The organism is Lysobacter sp. MMG2, assembly GCF_016735495.2.
In the GTDB taxonomy this organism is placed as follows: domain Bacteria; phylum Pseudomonadota; class Gammaproteobacteria; order Xanthomonadales; family Xanthomonadaceae; genus Lysobacter_J.
Window position 1 is genome coordinate 1,155,537 of sequence record NZ_JAERQY020000001.1, and the last position, 15,457, is coordinate 1,170,993.

The 15,457-nt window shown below is 67.3% G+C and carries 13 protein-coding genes; 5 read left to right on the forward strand and 8 right to left on the reverse strand.

Annotated features, from left to right (window positions below; genetic code table 11):
• Positions 1–91: 91 nt before the first annotated feature.
• Genes JI752_RS05215 through rluD form a run of 5 tightly spaced genes read right to left on the reverse strand, consistent with a single transcriptional unit; the run spans position 92 to position 3,231 of the window.
• Positions 92–538 (reverse strand): DUF3574 domain-containing protein, encoded by a 447-nt coding sequence (locus JI752_RS05215; protein WP_216960148.1) that lies wholly within the window; start codon positions 536–538, stop codon positions 92–94.
• Positions 535–951: a thiol-disulfide oxidoreductase DCC family protein gene (locus tag JI752_RS05220; protein ID WP_216960151.1), complete on the reverse strand. Its 417-nt coding sequence runs from the start codon at positions 949–951 to the stop codon at positions 535–537. The genes JI752_RS05215 and JI752_RS05220 overlap by 4 nt, the downstream gene beginning before the upstream one ends.
• On the reverse strand, positions 941–1,489 hold the full coding sequence (locus JI752_RS05225) for a DUF4166 domain-containing protein (RefSeq protein ID WP_216960154.1): 549 nt from the start codon (positions 1,487–1,489) through the stop codon (positions 941–943). The genes JI752_RS05220 and JI752_RS05225 overlap by 11 nt, the downstream gene beginning before the upstream one ends.
• Entirely contained in the window at positions 1,486–2,241 is a 756-nt protein-coding gene (gene pgeF / locus JI752_RS05230) for a peptidoglycan editing factor PgeF (RefSeq protein WP_216960157.1), read from the reverse strand. The genes JI752_RS05225 and pgeF overlap by 4 nt, the downstream gene beginning before the upstream one ends.
• 3 nt (positions 2,242–2,244) lie before the next feature.
• Complete coding sequence (gene rluD, locus JI752_RS05235; RefSeq protein ID WP_216960159.1) at positions 2,245–3,231, reverse strand: 23S rRNA pseudouridine(1911/1915/1917) synthase RluD; 987 nt, start codon at positions 3,229–3,231, stop codon at positions 2,245–2,247.
• A gap of 79 nt (positions 3,232–3,310) precedes the next feature.
• Here rluD and JI752_RS05240 point away from each other — a divergent pair, with 79 nt between their 5' ends.
• Positions 3,311–4,156 (forward strand): outer membrane protein assembly factor BamD, encoded by an 846-nt coding sequence (locus JI752_RS05240; RefSeq protein ID WP_216960162.1) that lies wholly within the window; start codon positions 3,311–3,313, stop codon positions 4,154–4,156.
• 69 nt (positions 4,157–4,225) lie between these two features.
• On the opposite strand, the gene JI752_RS05245 is transcribed toward JI752_RS05240, so the two are convergent.
• The 3 genes from JI752_RS05245 to sucC form a co-directional block, all read right to left on the reverse strand.
• The gene (locus JI752_RS05245) at positions 4,226–5,860 is read right to left on the reverse strand and encodes an NAD+ synthase (RefSeq protein WP_216960176.1); all 1,635 of its coding nucleotides are present in this window, start codon (positions 5,858–5,860) and stop codon (positions 4,226–4,228) included.
• A gap of 161 nt (positions 5,861–6,021) precedes the next feature.
• The gene (gene sucD / locus JI752_RS05250; protein ID WP_216960179.1) at positions 6,022–6,897 is read right to left on the reverse strand and encodes a succinate--CoA ligase subunit alpha; all 876 of its coding nucleotides are present in this window, start codon (positions 6,895–6,897) and stop codon (positions 6,022–6,024) included.
• Positions 6,898–6,909: 12 nt separating this feature from the next.
• Positions 6,910–8,076 (reverse strand): ADP-forming succinate--CoA ligase subunit beta, encoded by a 1,167-nt coding sequence (gene sucC, locus JI752_RS05255; protein WP_216960182.1) that lies wholly within the window; start codon positions 8,074–8,076, stop codon positions 6,910–6,912.
• Positions 8,077–8,293: 217 nt separating this feature from the next.
• Between sucC and JI752_RS05260 the strand changes: the two genes are divergently transcribed.
• The 4 genes from JI752_RS05260 to JI752_RS05275 all read left to right on the forward strand — a co-directional run bounded on the left by JI752_RS05260 (position 8,294) and on the right by JI752_RS05275 (position 15,431).
• Positions 8,294–9,919 carry an ATP-binding protein gene (locus JI752_RS05260; RefSeq protein ID WP_254200192.1) on the forward strand — a complete coding sequence of 542 codons (1,626 nt, stop codon included), beginning with the start codon at positions 8,294–8,296 and terminating at the stop codon, positions 9,917–9,919.
• 84 nt (positions 9,920–10,003) lie between these two features.
• A complete protein-coding gene (locus JI752_RS05265) occupies positions 10,004–11,467 on the forward strand; it encodes a sigma-54 dependent transcriptional regulator (protein WP_216960187.1) in 1,464 nt (487 codons plus the stop codon).
• A 408-nt stretch (positions 11,468–11,875) separates the two neighbouring features.
• A complete protein-coding gene (locus tag JI752_RS05270) occupies positions 11,876–12,289 on the forward strand; it encodes a pilin (protein ID WP_216960189.1) in 414 nt (137 codons plus the stop codon).
• A 100-nt stretch (positions 12,290–12,389) separates the two neighbouring features.
• Positions 12,390–15,431: a fused MFS/spermidine synthase gene (locus JI752_RS05275; RefSeq protein ID WP_216960192.1), complete on the forward strand. Its 3,042-nt coding sequence runs from the start codon at positions 12,390–12,392 to the stop codon at positions 15,429–15,431.
• Positions 15,432–15,457 lie beyond the last annotated feature (26 nt).

Below are 15,457 nucleotides of genomic sequence, written 5' to 3' on the forward strand. Positions count from 1 at the left end.
AGATCCTAGCGGCTTTGAGCCCTCTTCCAACGGAAGGATTGGAATGAGGACATGGCGCAGGCAGCCGCGCATCGCCGGGCCGGCCGCCTGCTCAGAACGAAACGTCCACCGCGCCGCGCGCCCACAACACCGACTCATGCCCCGTCACGCGTTTCCACGCCAGGCGGATGGCCTCGATGTCCTCGCGACGCTTCGCGCCATCCTCGTGCAACACGACGAGCACCTTGCAGCGTTGCCGCACCAGCCGACCATCCTGCTGGAAGCGCCACTGGCCGTAGCCATCGAGCACGGTCAGACCGTCCGGGAAGCGCGGCGTCACTTCGCCGTCGAGGAACGCACGCCACTGCGATTCGTGGATGGTGCCGGTGCCGTCCTCGTTGCCGACGGCGAAGTACAGCTCGCTGCGGATCCAGCCGGCGGACTGCGCCGGCCTTGCGGCATCGCCCTGCATCGAGGCCGTGGTCGAGCCGGTGCTCGCGCAGCCGGTCAGCAACGATGCCGCGAGCACGATGGCGAGCGCGAAACGAAAGGAGGTCATGGCAGGAACCTCGCGGCCTGTTCTGGCGTGGGAATCGCGCAGTGCTCGTATCGTCCGAAGATCCGGTAGCGATTTCGCGCGAACCAGCGATAGAGTCGGTCGCGCAGGCCTCGCGGCAACACGCGCAGCAGTGCCGCGATCCGCCACGCGCCACCCAGACCCGAGAGCACGCGGACGATCGCGTCCGTGTCGGTCCACGCGACGCCTTCTTCGATGAGCAGGAACGACACGGGATCGTCCGCATCCAGTCCGTGCGAGATCAGCAGTGCGCGACCGCTTTCGCTCTGCATCGCGGCGAAGCGGTAATGTGCGCGGCGGTCGTGCCGGAGCAGGAACCGCACCCAACCGTTGCACACCACGCACACGCCGTCGAAGACGATTACCGCGTGCCCGCGATCGAGTTCAACCGACATCCAGCCACCCCCGGTAATGCACCAGCCGACCGATCCACGGCATCGCCGCGTTCACATCAAAACGGTAGCGATGGTCGCGTTCGTATTCGCGTGCAACGACACCATCGAACCAGCGCCGCGGCAACGGCACGCCCAGCGCGCGCACCTTCGCCACGCGCCACACGACCGCGTGGCCGCTTCCAAGCGCTTCCACGTCGAGGCGAAAACCGAACGTCACCAGCCCCAGTCGTTCGCACAACAGTCCGTCGCTCGCCCACAGGCGCGAGCGCATCGCGCGGCCATTGATGATGCGCGCCCAGCGTTCGCGATGCAGGGTGCTGTCGATCTCGACGTCGATCGTGCCACGACCTTCCGCCGGCAACCGCGTCGCCCACGCGCACAGGCACGACAGGACGCCGTGCCCGCGCTCCACTTCGACCTTGCCGTGATAACGATGGAATCCAACGCGCTCGTGCAATGCGCGCACGGTCGGCGGCAGATCGTCGAAACGCGCCGGAAGCAGCTGACGGTACAGCGGCGTCGGCGCGAGGGCGCTCATTCGCGCGGGTCGATCCAGAGCAGCGAAGCCATGCGGCCGGTGCGCTGGTCGCGGCGGTGGGAGAAGAAGCGTTGCGGTTCGCTGATCGTGCACAGCCCGCCGCCGTGGATGCGTTCGGGCGACATCCCGGCCGCCAGCAACCGTTGCCGCGCCAGAGCGTAGAGATCCACGCGCCAGTGGTGCGGACGCGTCGTCACGAAGGCGCTGCCGGCCGCCCAGTCGCGCGAGACGAAGGCGTCGTACACCTCTTCGCCGATTTCATACGCCTGCGGGCCCGCGGCCGGTCCGAGCCAGACGTGCATGCGCACGGGCGCGGTGCGCATGGCGGCGAGCGTGTTTTCCAGGACGCCGCCGACCAGGCCGCGCCAGCCTGCGTGCGCGGCGCCGATCTCGTCGCCTTCCTCGGCGCAGAACAGCACCGGCATGCAATCGGCGGTGAGGATCGACAGGACGACACCGGGCTGCGAGGTCACCGAAGCGTCGGCGGTGACTTCCTCCGTCGCCGGTTCGTCGAAACGGTGCACGTCGACACCGTGGACCTGTCGCAGCCAGCACGGCGCGGAAGGCAGGCGCGCCTGCTCGGCGAGCAGCGCGCGGTTGCGCTCCACCGCCTGCGCATCGTCGCCGGCGCGCAACCCCAGGTTGAGTTCATCGAACGGCGCCTGCGAGACGCCCAGGCCGTGCCGCAGCGTGGTGAATCCGTGCACGCGCGACGGTGCCGGCCACTGTGCATCGAGCCACGGCGCGGCCATCGATCAGCGTTCCCGCTCGGCAGCGGCCGCTGTGTCGTCGTGCAATACGCGCACGAGATGATTGAAGTCGTCCGGTGCCGGGGCGGAGCAACGCACGGGCTCGCCGGTCACGGGATGAGCGAATTCCAGCGTCTCCGCGTGCAGCGCCTGGCGCTTGAAGCCACGCAGCGTCTCGATGAGTTCCTCGGTCGCGCCGCGCGGCAGCTTCAACGGGCCGCCATACAGCGGATCGCCGATGATCGGATGCTTGAGGTGCGCCATGTGCACGCGGATCTGGTGGGTGCGGCCGGTTTCCAGGCGGCATTCCAGCAGGGTGTGCGCGCGGAAGCGTTCGCGCAGGCGGAAGTGGGTGACGGCGTCGCGGCCGTCCTCGCGCACGGCCATGCGGATGCGGTCGCGCGGGTGACGGTCGATCGGCGCGTTGGCCGTGCCACCGGACACCAGCGCGCCGACCACGACGGCCAGGTACTGGCGGTGCACCTGGCGCGAGGACAGTTGCTCGATCAGCGCCGTATGCGCCTGCAGCGTGCGGGCCACGACCATGACGCCGGAGGTGTCCTTGTCGAGCCGGTGGACGATGCCCGCGCGTGGCAGCGTGTTGAGCGAGGGGTCGCGGTGCAGCAGCGCATTGACCAGCGTGCCGGCCGGATTGCCAGCGCCCGGGTGGACCACCAGGCCGGCGGGCTTGTTGATCACGAAGACGTGCTCGTCCTCGTACAGGACGTCCAGCGCGATGTCCTCGGGCTGCGAATGCGTCTGCACCTCCAGCGCGGCATTGAGGGTGACGGTCTCGCCGCCGCGGACCGGATCGCGCGGCCGGACCTCACGCCCGTCCAGGCGGGCGTCGCCGGATTTGATCCAGGCGGCCAGGCGGGAGCGGGAAAAGTCCGGGAACAGCTCGGCCAGGACCGCGTCGAAACGACGGCCGGCCGCGGCGTCCGGGACGGTCGCTTGCAGGAGGGCGGCCGGGGAATGGGAATCGGTGGTCATCGGACGGGCAGGATTCAGGGCGGGCATGCGGGGACTGCTATTATCCGGTCTTCGTACCTTCGGCGCCCGTCGAGATCCCATGACCCTACGCTCCGCCCCTTCGCGCCTGCTCGCCCTGCTGCTGATCGTCGCCTTCGCCGGCGTGGGCTGCAGCAAATTCAAGAACAAGGACGCGGACGAGGGCGTGCCCGTCGAGCAGCTGTACGAAAAGGCTCACAAGTCGATGGTCAACGGCAACTGGTCGGCCGCCGAGACCACCTTCAAGCGCCTCGTCGCCCAGTATCCGTACGGCCCGTACACCGAGCAGGCGCTGGTCGAGACCGCCTACGCCCAGTACAAGGCCGGCAAGCACGATGACGCGATCAGCAGCATCGACCGCTTCATCCGCACCTACCCGACGCACAAGAACATCGCCTACATGTACTACCTGCGCGGCCTGAGCAACTCCAGCCGCGACACGGTGTTCCTGCAGAAGGTATGGACGCTGGACGCCAGCCGCCGCGACCTGGCGACCCCGCTTCAGGCGTTCAACGACTTCTCCATCGTCGCCGACCGCTACCCGAACAGCCGCTACGCCGCCGATGCGCGTGTCCGCATGGCCGGCCTGCGCGACATGTTCGCCCGCCACGAGCTCGACACCGCCCTGTACTACCTGCGCCGCACCGCGTACGTGGCCGCTGCCGAGCGCGCCAAGTTCCTGCTGGAAACCTACCCGCAGAGCTCGTACCAGAACGACGCCGTCGCCACGCTCGCCGCCGCCTACGAGGGCCTGGGCAACGAGGCGCTGGCCGCCGACGCGCGCCGCGTGCTGCAGCTCAACGATCCGAGCCATCCGTTCCTCGCCGGCAAGTGGCCGGACTATCCGAGCAACTGGCGCAAGCTCAATCCGTTCGCGGGCGAGAAGTCGGCGCTGGACAACGACTGACCGCTTCGGATTCCGCATCAGCAAAAACGCCGCCCTCGGGCGGCGTTTTTGTTTGCGCGCTCCGGCAGGTCAATGCCGGTAGCCGTTGCTGATCGGATACCGCCGCTCGCGCCCGAACGCGCGCCGCGAGACCTTGGGGCCCGGCGCAGACTGGTGGCGCTTCCATTCGCTGATGCGCACCAGGCGCAGCACGCGGTCCACGGTCGCCTCGTCGAAGCCGGCGCCGACGATTTCCTCGCGCGACTGCTCCTGGTCGACGTAGCGCAGCAGGATCGCGTCGAGCACGTCGTACGGCGGCAGCGAATCCTGGTCCTTCTGGTTCTCGCGCAGTTCCGCCGAGGGCGGCCGGTCGATCACGCCCTGCGGGATCACGCGGTCGCCGACGGTGTTGCGCCAGCGCGCGAGCTGGAAGACCTCGGTCTTGTACAGGTCCTTCAGCGGCGCATAACCCCCGCACATGTCGCCGTAGATGGTGGCGTAGCCGACCGCGTATTCGCTCTTGTTGCCCGTGGTCAGCAGCAGGCCACCGAACTTGTTGCTCATCGCCATCATCAGCGCGCCGCGCGCACGGGACTGCAGGTTTTCCTCGGTGGTATCGACCGGGTGGCCGGCGAACTGCTCGGACAGCGCATCGAGGAAACCCTGGAACGGCTTCTCGATCGGCACCGTCAACAGGCGCACGCCCTGCATGCGGCACTGCTCATCGGCCAGGTCGTTGGACAGGTCGGCCGTGTAGCGCGAAGGCATGCGCACGGCGGTGACGTTCTCCGCGCCCAGCGCATCCACCGCGATGGCGAGCACCAGCGAGGAGTCGATACCACCGGACAAACCCAGCCACGCCTGCTTGAAGCCGTTCTTGGCGAAGTAGTCGCGCGTCCCGCGCACCACGGCGCGCCAGGCCAGTGCGTCGCGGCTCTCGTCGCCGTCCTCCATCCACTGCACGGGCGAAAAACGGCGCGTGTCCGGATCGAAGTCCACCACCAGCCACTGGTCGGTGAAGGCCGCTGCCGCCGGATGCACGGTGCCGTCGCCGTCGGCGACGACCGAACCGCCGTCGAACACCAGCGCATCCTGGCCGCCGACGACATTGAGGTACACCAGGCCGACGCCGGTTTCCTGCACGCGCTGCGCCATCAGGGTGTCGCGCTCGGCATGCTTGTCGCGTTCAAACGGCGAGGCGTTGGGCACCAGAACCAACTCCGCGCCCTTGGCGACGGTGCTGGCCAGCGGCTCGGGGAACCAGAGGTCCTCGCAGATCACCAGCCCGACCTGCACGCCGTCCACGTCGAACACGCAGTCCTCGCGATCGGGATCGACATCGAAGTAGCGGCGTTCGTCGAACACCGCGTAGTTGGGCAACTCGCGCTTGCGGTAGGTGTGCGAGATGTGGCCGTCGCGCAGCACGCTGGCCGCGTTGTAGACCACGCTGCCGGCCGCTTGCGGCCACCCCACCACGGCGACGATATCGCGCACGCCGGCGGCGACGCGTTCGATCGCCGCCTGGCAGTCGGCGAGGAAGCCGGGCCGCAGCAGCAGGTCCTCCGGCGGGTAGCCGCTGAGCGCGAGTTCGGGGAAAAGCACGACGTCGGCGCCGTACTCGTCGCGCGCCAGTTCGATCATCGTGGCGATGCGCTCGGCGTTCTGCTGGACCGCGCCTACGGGGAAGTCGAACTGTGCGAGGGCGATGCGGAGGGGGTTCGGCATGACCAACCTGTGCGTGCGTTGTGATCCGCGGGAACGAGCCTCGAAGGGCTCACCGGGCTGCGCCTATTGTTCCAGATCCCGCAGCGCGGGTCCGTGAGCACGATGCGCCAACGAAAAAGGCCGCCCGAAGGCGGCCCTTTTCGTACAACCACTCGCTGCGCTTACTTCGCCAGACGCTTGGCAATCGCCGCGCCCAGGTCGCCCGGCGACTTCACCGTGGTGACGCCGGCCTTTTCCATCGCGGCGAACTTGCCTTCCGCGGTGCCCGAGCCGCCGGAGGCGATCGCGCCCGCGTGGCCCATGCGCTTGCCCTTCGGAGCCGAAGCGCCGGCGATGAAGCCGACCACCGGCTTGGTCACGTGCTTGGCGATGAACTCGGCCGCTTCTTCCTCGGCGCTGCCGCCGATCTCGCCGACCATGATGATGCCCTCGGTCTGCGGATCGTTCTGGAACAGCTTCAGCGCGTCGATGAAGTTGGTGCCGTTGATCGGATCGCCGCCGATGCCGATGCAGGTCGACTGGCCCAGGCCCACGTCGGTGGTCTGCTTGACGGCTTCATACGTCAGCGTGCCCGAACGCGACACGATGCCGATCTTGCCCGGCATGTGGATGTGGCCCGGCATGATGCCGATCTTGCACTCGCCCGGCGTGATCACGCCCGGGCAGTTCGGACCGACCAGCACGGTGTCCGGGTAGCCCTTGAGCACGTTCTTGGCGCGCAGCATGTCCAGCACCGGGATGCCCTCGGTGATGCACACGATGACCTTGATGCCCGCAGCGGCCGCTTCCATGATCGCGTCGGCCGCGAACGGCGGCGGGACGTAGATGACGGACGCGTCGGCGCCGGTGGTCTTCACGGCTTCGGCGACGGTGTTGAAGACCGGCAGGTCGAGGTGCTTGGTGCCGCCCTTGCCCGGGGTGACGCCACCGACGACCTGGGTGCCGTACTCGAGCATCTGCTGGGCGTGGAAGGTGCCCTGCGAGCCGGTGAAGCCCTGGACGATCACCTTCGTGTTCTTGTTGATCAAAACGGACATGTCATCAGCCCCTTACTTGCCAGCGACGGCCGCAACGGCCTTCTTCGCGCCATCGTTGATGTCGTCGGCCGGGGTAATGGCCAGACCCGAGTTCTTCAGCAGTTCCTTGCCGGCTTCGACGTTGGTGCCTTCCAGGCGCACGATCACCGGCACCTTGACGTCGACTTCCTTCACCGCGGCGATGATGCCCTCGGCGATCATGTCGCAGCGGACGATGCCGCCGAAGATGTTGACGAAGATCGCCTTCACCTTGTCGGATGACAGGATCAGCTTGAAGGCCTCGGTCACGCGCTCCTTCGTTGCGCCGCCGCCGACGTCGAGGAAGTTCGCCGGCTCGCCGCCGTTGAGCTTGATCACGTCCATGGTCGCCATCGCGAGGCCCGCGCCGTTGACCATGCAGCCGATGTTGCCGTCCATCGTGACGTAGTTGAGGTCGTGCTGGCTGGCCAGCACTTCGGTCTCGTCTTCCTGGCGGATGTCGCGCATGGCGACCAGTTCCGGGTGACGGAACGAAGCGTTGTCGTCGGAATCGACCTTGCCGTCGAGCACGGCGAGGTCGCCGTTGGTGAGGATGGCCAGCGGGTTCAGTTCGACCAGCGCCAGGTCCTTCTCGTTGAACAGCTTGTACAGGCCCAGCATGATCTTGGTCAGCTGGTTGACCTGCTTGGCGTTGAGACCCATCGCGAAGCCGAGGTCGCGGCACTCGAACGGCTGCAGGCCCTGCACGTAGTTCACGTGCAGCGAGTGGATGGCTTCGGGCTTCTCGGCGGCCACCTGCTCGATGTCCATGCCGCCTTCGGCCGAGGCGATGAAGGTGACGGACTTGGTGGAGCGGTCGACGAGGATCGACAGGTACAGCTCCTTGGCGATGTCGGTGCCTTCGGAGATCAGCACCGAGTCGATCGGCAGCTCGACGCCGGCCGTCTGGTAGGTCGCCATCTTCGTGCCGAGCATCGCGGCCGCGTACTGCTTCACCTCGTCGTACGACTTGGCCAGCTTGACGCCGCCCGCCTTGCCGCGACCACCCGCATGGATCTGCGCCTTGACGACCCACAGGTCGCCCGGGATGGTCTTGGCGGCCGCGACGGCCTCGTCCGGAGTGCGCGCGACGCGCCCGGTCGGCACCGCGATGCCGTAGTCGGCAAACAGCTGCTTTGCCTGGTATTCGTGAAAATTCATGCGTCCACCGAGGGGAGTGAAAAGAATCCCCGCGGCCAGCGCCGCTGCGGGTCCCATGAGGTATCGGGACACCCGTTCGGCCGAGCGCGAGGGGGCCGTATTGTCGCCCATCCATGCGGCCCGGGCAAAACCGCCCCTCGGCCGACCCGCGCGCTGGCGGCCCGACCCGACCGCCGGCCATACTCGGCACATCGCTTCAGCACGGAAGGACCGCCGCTTGTCGATTGCCTCTGCCCGGCCCCCCGTTGCCGCCGACGCCGACAGCGCGCTGCGCCGCGAGCTGTACTTCTTCACGCTCTACCGCCTGTTCGAGGCGGCACTGCTGGTGTTCTTCCTGTTCGGACCGGCCACCGGGCTGGTCGAGCCCCTGCGCAATGCGCTGGTCGCGCGCTCGATCGCCCTGTCCTACCTCTTCATCGCCGCCCTGCTCTTCGCCTTCGGCCGGCGCGGCGACCTGCGCGCACAGACCCTGACCGGCATCGGCGCGGACCTGTTCTTCGGCCTGCTGGCCATGCACGCGATGCCCGCGGCGGGGACCGGCATCGCACTGATGCTGCTGTTCAACGTCGGCGCGGCGGCGCTGTTGCTGCCGGCCCGGTACGGCCTGGGCGCGGCCGTGGTGGCGGTGCTGGGCCTGTTCGGCGAGTTCGTCTGGAGCAAGCTCGCCATCGAGAGCACCGACCGCACGTTGGCCGAACCGATGATGTTCGCGGTCGGCTACATGGCGATCGCGACACTGACCAGCATCCTCGGCCGGCAGATGCGCGAAAGCTATGACCTCGCCGAGCGCCGCGGCGCCGAGGCCGCGCACCTGGGCGAGATCAACGAACTCATCATCCGCCGCCTGCGCACGGGCGTGCTGTTGGTCGACCGCGGCGACCGCATCCGCCTGGCCAACGAAGCCGCCATGCTGCTGCTCGGCGACGCCGGCGAGAGCACCGACCTGCACGGCCAGCGCAGCCTGGCCGTGGCCGCGCCCGAGCTCTCGCGGCGACTGGAACGCTGGCGCCAGGACGGCAGCCACAACGACAGTCCGCTGCAGCTCGCGCCGGACCTGCCGGAAGTGGTACCGCGCTTCACCCGCCTGCTGGCGGGCAGCGAGCAGGTCCTGGTGTTCCTGGACGACACCTCGCTGCTGTCGCGCCACGCCGAGTCGATGACGCTGGCGACGCTGGGCCGCTTCTCCGCCAGCCTGGCCCACGAAATCCGCAACCCGCTGGCCGCGATCAACTACGCCGTGCAGCTGCTGGAAGAGTCCGACGACATCCCCACCGCCGAGCGCCGCCTGCTGGAAATCATCCGCCAGCAGGGCATCCGCATGAACGGCATCGTCGAGAACGTGCTAGGCATGGCGCGGCGCGAACCGGCCAAGCCGGAGCACGTGGAGCTGGTCGGCTTCGGCCGCCAGTTCGTCGAGGAATACCTGGCCAGCCACCCGCTCGACCTGGACACGCTGCGCACCACTTCGCAGGTGGCGCGGCTGCCGGTGCTGATCGATCCGCGCCACCTGCACCAGGTGCTCACCGTGCTGGTGCACAACGCGCTGACTTACGGGCGCATGCCGGGCGAACCGGCGCGGGTGACGGTGAACATCTACCCCGACGACACGGGCCTGCCCTGCATCGACGTGCTCGATCGCGGACCCGGCATCCCCGAATCCGTGGCCTCGCGCCTGTTCCGGCCGTTCTTCACCACCTCCAGCCACGGCACCGGGCTCGGCCTGTACATCGCGCGCGAACTGTGTCGCGCCAACCAGACCACGCTCGATTACGTCGCGATGCCCGGCGGCGGCGGGTGCTTCCGGGTGCGCCTGATCGGCAGCCACACCCTGCTTACGGCATGAAGTTGCAAGCTGAATGCGCGATTGTGTGCGTGCACGCTTGGCTCTTCACGCGGCCTTAAGTTATCGTGAAGGACGGAGGGCAGGATGGCCGAAACACGTAGTGCATTGGTGGTCGACGACGAACGCGATATCCGCGAACTGCTCGTCATGACCTTGGGCCGCATGGGCCTGCGATGCGACACCGCCTCCACGATTGGCGAAGCCCGCGGCCAGCTCGCGCGCAATCGCTATGACCTGTGCCTGACCGACATGCGCCTGCCGGACGGCTCGGGCATGGACCTGGTCGCCGAGATCAGCCAGAAGCATCCGGAAACCCCGGTCGCGATGATCACCGCCTTCGGCAACGTCGAAGCCGCGGTGGAAGCGCTGAAGGCCGGCGCGTTCGATTTCGTCGCCAAGCCCGTCGATCTGGCCGTGTTGCGCGACCTCGTCCGCCACGCCCTGGACCTCAACGAACGCCGCAAGACCGCGCCGCCGGCCGATGCCGTGGCTGCGCGCCTGTACGGCCAGTCGCCGGCGATGGCGACCCTGCGCGGGACGATCGGCAAGGTCGCGCGCAGCCAGGCCCCGGTGTACATCGTCGGCGAGTCGGGCGTGGGCAAGGAGCTCGTCGCCCGCACGATTCATGCAGAAGGCGCGCGCTCCACGGGCCCGTTCGTGCCGGTCAACTGCGGCGCGATCCCGGCCGAGCTGATGGAGAGCGAGTTCTTCGGCCACAAGAAGGGCAGCTTCACCGGCGCCCACGCGGACAAGCCCGGCCTGTTCCAGAGCGCCGATGGCGGCACGCTGTTCCTGGACGAGATCGCCGAACTGCCGCTGGCCATGCAGGTCAAGCTGCTGCGCGCGATCCAGGAAAAATCGATCCGCCCCGTCGGCGCCAACGCCGAAGTGCCGGTGGACGTGCGCATCCTGTCGGCCACGCACAAGGACCTGGGCGCGCTGGTCGCCGATGGCCGCTTCCGCCAGGACCTTTACTACCGAATCAACGTGATCGAACTGCGCGTGCCGCCGCTGCGCGAACGCCAGGACGACCTCGCGGGCCTGGCCGAGAAGGTGCTGCTGCGCCTTGCGACCGCGCAGGGACGCATCTTCCCGCCGACGCTCAGCCCCGATGCACTGGAAGCGCTGCGAGCGTATGCCTTCCCGGGCAATGTCCGCGAGCTGGAGAACATCCTGGAGCGCGCGCTCGCGCTGGCCGAAGGCGACAGCCTGACCGCCGAGGACTTGCGCCTGCCCAAGCCCGCCGGCGCCTCCGCGTCCGCGCCCATGGCCGCTGCCTCTGCGGCGCCCGCACCCGCATCGAGCGCCGCGGCCTCGCAGCCGTCGCTGATGGTGCCCGGCCAGCCCGCGCAGGCGATCGACCCGCGCACGCTCAATCCGCGCGACACCGCCAGCAGTCCCCTGCCCTCGTACATCGAGGAGATCGAACGCGCCGCGATCCAGCAGGCGCTGCAGGAGAACCGCTACAACAAGACGCGCACCGCGGCCGCGCTGGGCATCACCTTCCGCGCGCTGCGCTACAAGCTCAAGAAGCTGGGCATCGATTGACGCCCCTGGCGCGCGGACGCGCGCCGATCCGTCCATTGGCAATGCGCATCGCATGAGTGCGATGCGTCGGCGCGTGCGCCTCACATCAGCGAAGCGGGCCACCGCCAAACCGGGGTATCCACCACCCGATCGCCATACGGGCCCGTACAAAGACGTCAGGAATTTCCGGACAAACTGACGTAAATGGTCACGCCAGGAAGGGGCTGACAATCTGCGTCACACCGGCTCCGACGGCTTCTGACATTTATCGTGACCTCATTTCCAGTTCAGCAACCCCATGAGCGGAAAACGGCCTTGGCACGGGTTATGCGTGTACCTTAGCGGCACGTGCAGTGAGCACGGCTGCCCGAGGACCGGAAAAGCCGGCCCACTGGCACGTGAAGTCAAAACACTCCTAGGGGAAATCGTATGAAGAAGCAGCAGGGCTTTACCCTCATCGAACTGATGATCGTGGTTGCGATCGTCGCCATCCTGGCCGCCATCGCACTGCCGGCCTACCAGGACTACATGAAGCGTTCGAAGGTCTCGGAAGCCGTCGCTACCGCCGGCGCCTGCAAGACCTCGGTTGCTGAGTACGTCGCCGCCACGACCAAGCTGCCGGCCGACCTCGCCGCTGCCGGTTGCAGCAACGTCCAGAGCCAGTACGTTGACACGGTTGACGTCGTCAATGGCGAAATCACGATCAAGATGCGCGGCGTGGGCACCGGCGTCGACGGCAAGAACCTGACGCTGGAGCCGGTTCTGAACGGCGACAACATCACCGGCTGGACCTGCAGCACCGACGCCGACAAGAAGTTCGTGCCGGGCTCGTGCCGCGGTTAATCGACGCTTCGCGTTCGTAGAAGAAGGGGGGCTCATGGCCCCCCTTTTTTTTTCTAGTTTCGGATCGGGAGCCACGAAGGGTGGCTGGGGAAGTCGGGGAATGATGGTCAACACGCAACGACACGGGGCCGCGCTGCTCTGGATCTTCATCGCCTCGGGTTTTGCGGGGCTGATCTACCAGTCCATCTGGACGCAATACCTGGGCCTTTTCCTTGGGCATTCGGCGTACGCGCAATCGCTGGTGCTCCTGCTCTTCATGGGCGGCATGGCACTGGGCGCATGGCTGATCAGTCGCCTGAGCGATCGCCTGCAGCGTCCGCTGCTCTGGTATGCCGTGATCGAACTGGTGATCGGCCTGCTTGGCCTGACGTTCAACCAGATCTATGGCGCCTCGACATCATTGGCTTACGACGTGCTGTTCCCCGGCGTCGGCAGCCAGGCGTCCGTCGGCGCGATCCGCTGGGCGATCTCGGTGTTGCTGGTCCTGCCGCAGTGCATCCTGCTCGGCGCGACCTTCCCATTGATGAGCGCCGGCTTCCTGCGCCTGCGTCCGGATTCGGACGGCAAGGTCATCGCCGGGCTTTACTTCACCAACAGCATCGGCGCCGCCGCCGGCGCGCTGGCTGCGACGTATCTCCTGCTGCCCCGCATTGGATTGCCGGGCACGATCTTCACCGCCGGCCTGCTCAATGTGCTGGTCGCAATGGCGGTGTATCCACTCAGCAAGAAGGAGGCGACCGCACCGACGGCGGCCCCCGCTCCGACGGATGCCGGCGGCGTCGCTCCGTCGCTCATCCTCATCGCTGCGGCGGTGACCGGCCTGACCTCGTTCGTCTATGAGATCACCTGGGTCCGCATGCTGTCGCTCGCGTTGGGCACCACCGTCCATGCGTTCGAGCTGATGCTGGCGGCCTTCATCGCCGGTATCGCGTTCGGCGGCCTGTGGCTTGCGCGCAACACCGACCGCATCCGCTCGCCGCTCAAGATGGTGGGCTGGGTGCAAATCTGGATGGGCGTCGCGGCGCTGGCCTCGATGTTCGTCTACGCCAATGCCTTCGAATGGGTCGGCTGGCTCATGCGCGTGCTCACGCGCTCGAGCGAAGGCTACTCTCTCTACAACGTGTCCAGCGGCATCATCTCGCTGCTCGTCATGTTCCCGGCCGCTTTCTTCGCCGGCATGACGCTGCCACTGCTGACCATCATCCTGCTGCGCAGCGGTGCCGGCGAGCGCGCGATCGGTCGCGTCTATGCGGCCAATACCCTGGGCGCCATCCTCGGCGTCCTGCTGGCCGTGCACATCCTGCTTCCCTTCGTCGGCCTGAAATCCGCGCTGTGGATTGCGGCAGCCGGCGACCTGATTCTCGGCATCGTCCTGCTGCGCCGCGCCGCCCAGAACGGCGCCCTTTCGCAACCGGCGATGGCAGGGGCAGTCACCGCGGTCACGCTGGCCGCCAGCATGGCACTCGTGCACTTCAACCCGCTCATGCTGGCTTCTTCGGTGTATCGCACGGGCAACACGTCGCTCAGCGAGCGGACGAACATGCTGTTCTACCGCGACGGCAAGACGGCGAGCGTCGCGGTTTACGCGACGCAGGACGCCAAGGGCAGCACGACCATGTCCATCTCCACCAACGGCAAGGTGGACGCGGGCCTCACGGCATCCCTGAAGAACGAGCCGCGCCCCGACGAAAGCACCATGGTCCTCGCCGCCGCCTTGCCACTGGCGCTGAAGGACAAGGTCGACCAGGTCGGCGTGATCGGCTTCGGTTCCGGCCTGACCACCCACACGCTGCTGGGCAGCAAGCGCGTCGGCCAGGTCGATACGGTCGACATCGAACCGATGATGGTCGAGGGCGCGCGCCTGTTCGGCGAGCGCGTCGAGCGCGCCTACAAGGATCCGCGTTCGCGCCTGTTGTTCGACGATGCGAAGTCGTACTTCTCCTCGGCGCGCAAGAAGTACGACGTGATCATCTCCGAGCCGTCCAATCCCTGGATGGGCGGCACGGCGACGCTGTTTTCCACCGAGTTCTACCAGTTCGTTCCTCGCCACCTGAAGGACGACGGCCTCTTCGTCCAGTGGCTCCAGCTCTACGAGATCAATCCCACGCTGGTCAGTTCGGTGCTGACGGCCATGCTTCCGGAGTTCAACGACGTGCAGGCCTACATGGCCAACCAGGGCGACCTGATCATCGTCGCCTCGCCGAAGGGCAAGGTGCCGCCGCTGAAGGATCTGTTCGCAACTGATCCGCAACTGCGCGCGGAAGTCACCCGCGTGGGCTTCGGTTCCCTGCGCGACCTGCAGGATGCGTACGTGCTGGACCGTCAGGGCCTGGCGGCCTTCGCTTCGATGTTCCCGACACAGGCGAACTCCGACTACTACCCCGTGCTGCAGTTGAATGCGCCCATGTCGCGATTCAAGAACGACATGGTCATGGAGCTCAGTCACGTGCTCAAAGCCCCGTGGCCCGTTTCCGCGAGCATGTCGGACGTCCCTCGCCGGGCCTTGGAGTCGCCGCTTCCGACCACACGTCGAGAGCTCGCCAACGACCCCAAATTCCACGCGGCGCGGGAGCTTCGTGAGGCGCTCGTCAGCGGCAACCCGATCCGAGGGCAGTTCGCTGCCCGCGACGACGCGATGATGCTGGAGGCACTGCGCGGCCTCGCCCAGACCTGCAAGCTCGACCAGACGCCCGCGCAGAGCGCGGAGATCATGCTGTCGCTCGCGATCGAAACGATCCCGTTCATGGATGCGAAGGCGAACCAGGATCTGTGGGTGCAGCCGGTCTGGCTGGGCGACTGCAAGCCGACGCATCCGCTGGTGGTGGACACGCTCGCCCTGCTCGCGGCTACTTCGACCGACGACCATATCGCCGTGATCGAAGCGGGAGATCGCCTGCTCGGCGGCCCCAACGCCGGATTCATCTTGAGCAACGGCAACGCCAGTTACTACGTCTGGGGTGCGATGCAGTTCGCGGCCTACCGCCTCCAGAACCCGCAGCTCAGCCAGGCCCTGGACGCAAAGTACGGCGGCAAGATCGCGCGCAAGGTCAGCGATCAGATCCCGATCCGTCTGGTGCGCTCGCTGGCGGCGGGAGAACGTGGCGTTCCCGGTAAACAGGCCACGGCAGCCGGGGGGCGTTAGCCCCCGGTTCGTCCCGAAGTCGTTTC

Excerpts from the sequence above, each read along its gene's own strand:
- JI752_RS05245 (WP_216960176.1), bottom strand. The coding sequence starts at position 5,860 with ATGCCGAACCCCCTCCGCATCGCCCTCGCACAGTTCGACTTCCCCGTA.
- sucD (WP_216960179.1), bottom strand. The coding sequence starts at position 6,897 with ATGTCCGTTTTGATCAACAAGAACACGAAGGTGATCGTCCAGGGCTTC.
- JI752_RS05240 (WP_216960162.1), top strand. The coding sequence starts at position 3,311 with ATGACCCTACGCTCCGCCCCTTCGCGCCTGCTCGCCCTGCTGCTGATC.
- JI752_RS05265 (WP_216960187.1), top strand. The coding sequence starts at position 10,004 with ATGGCCGAAACACGTAGTGCATTGGTGGTCGACGACGAACGCGATATC.
- pgeF (WP_216960157.1), bottom strand. The coding sequence starts at position 2,241 with ATGGCCGCGCCGTGGCTCGATGCACAGTGGCCGGCACCGTCGCGCGTG.
- JI752_RS05275 (WP_216960192.1), top strand. The coding sequence starts at position 12,390 with ATGATGGTCAACACGCAACGACACGGGGCCGCGCTGCTCTGGATCTTC.
- JI752_RS05225 (WP_216960154.1), bottom strand. The coding sequence starts at position 1,489 with ATGAGCGCCCTCGCGCCGACGCCGCTGTACCGTCAGCTGCTTCCGGCG.
- JI752_RS05220 (WP_216960151.1), bottom strand. The coding sequence starts at position 951 with ATGTCGGTTGAACTCGATCGCGGGCACGCGGTAATCGTCTTCGACGGC.
- rluD (WP_216960159.1), bottom strand. The coding sequence starts at position 3,231 with ATGACCACCGATTCCCATTCCCCGGCCGCCCTCCTGCAAGCGACCGTC.
- JI752_RS05270 (WP_216960189.1), top strand. The coding sequence starts at position 11,876 with ATGAAGAAGCAGCAGGGCTTTACCCTCATCGAACTGATGATCGTGGTT.
- sucC (WP_216960182.1), bottom strand. The coding sequence starts at position 8,076 with ATGAATTTTCACGAATACCAGGCAAAGCAGCTGTTTGCCGACTACGGC.
- JI752_RS05215 (WP_216960148.1), bottom strand. The coding sequence starts at position 538 with ATGACCTCCTTTCGTTTCGCGCTCGCCATCGTGCTCGCGGCATCGTTG.